6 tRNA genes and 1 rRNA gene are annotated in these 1,028 nt (G+C 51.5%); all 7 read right to left on the minus strand.

What is annotated here, in order from left to right:
• Positions 1-136 precede the first annotated feature (136 nt).
• Positions 137-212, minus strand: a tRNA-Phe gene (locus JJB07_RS23795).
• A gap of 17 nt (positions 213-229) precedes the next feature.
• Positions 230-306, minus strand: a tRNA-Glu gene (locus JJB07_RS23800).
• A 7-nt stretch (positions 307-313) separates the two neighbouring features.
• Positions 314-389 (minus strand) — tRNA-Ala (locus JJB07_RS23805).
• Between the two features lie 11 nt (positions 390-400).
• Positions 401-485 (minus strand) — tRNA-Leu (locus JJB07_RS23810).
• 17 nt (positions 486-502) lie between these two features.
• Positions 503-577: transfer RNA gene (locus JJB07_RS23815), tRNA-Gly, on the minus strand.
• 3 nt (positions 578-580) lie between these two features.
• Positions 581-657 (minus strand) — tRNA-Arg (locus JJB07_RS23820).
• Between the two features lie 253 nt (positions 658-910).
• Positions 911-1,027: ribosomal RNA gene (gene rrf, locus JJB07_RS23825) — 5S ribosomal RNA — on the minus strand.
• Between the last annotated feature and the right edge of the window lies 1 nt (position 1,028).

Consider the following 1,028-nt stretch of genomic DNA (forward strand, 5'->3'; position numbering starts at 1 on the left):
TGTATTAGGCACGCCGCCAGCGTTCGTCCTGAGCCAGGATCAAACTCTCAATAAAAGTTTGGTTCTGACTCGAATCGATCTTCATCTATCACTCGTTTAGTTTTCAAGGATCAATCGTGTCGCATGTAAGCGACAATGGTGGCTCGGGACGGAGTCGAACCGCCGACACGTGGATTTTCAGTCCACTGCTCTACCAACTGAGCTACCGAGCCGTATGAAAGTTGTAAATTGGTGACCCGTACGGGATTCGAACCCGTGAATGCCGCCTTGAAAGGGCGGTGAGTTAAGCCGCTTCTCCAACGGGCCAAGATAGTGGTGGAGAATAGCGGATTCGAACCGCTGACCCCCTGCTTGCAAGGCAGGTGCTCTACCAACTGAGCTAATCCCCCACGAAAAAACATGGTGCGGTCGAGAAGACTCGAACTTCCACGGGGAAACCCCACACGCCCCTCAAGCGTGCGCGTCTGCCATTCCGCCACGACCGCATATATGATTGTAAAAATGGAGCGGAAGACGGGATTCGAACCCGCGACCCTCGCCTTGGCAAGGCGATGCTCTACCCCTGAGCCACTTCCGCAAGTGGCGTGCCCTGAGAGATTCGAACTCCCGGCCTTCTGATTCGTAGTCAGACGCTCTATCCAGCTGAGCTAAGGGCACGTATTGGATTGTGTGTCTTTTGTTTCTTTATCACCACTCTCTCGCGGCGACAGGTGTAATCTTAACACGGTTTTCTATTCAAACTCAATCTACTCTATCAAACAAAAACGGCCATATAATACTCTATGAATCAATCTGATCGGAATACCTCACTCATCATCTAGTATGCTTCCTATCTGCAGCTTTTAGTCACAAAAAGAGCCCCAGAAACAAAAAAAGTCCGACCCATTTCCGGATCGGACTTTTCTCTGTTGCCTCGCGACGTCCTACTCTCCCGGGACCCTGCGGTCCAAGTACCATCGGCGCTGGAAAGCTTAACTTCTGTGTTCGGGATGGGAACAGGTGTGACCTTTCCGCCATCATCACGAGAC

This window comes from Tumebacillus amylolyticus, assembly GCF_016722965.1.
GTDB lineage: Bacteria > Bacillota > Bacilli > Tumebacillales > Tumebacillaceae > Tumebacillus > Tumebacillus amylolyticus.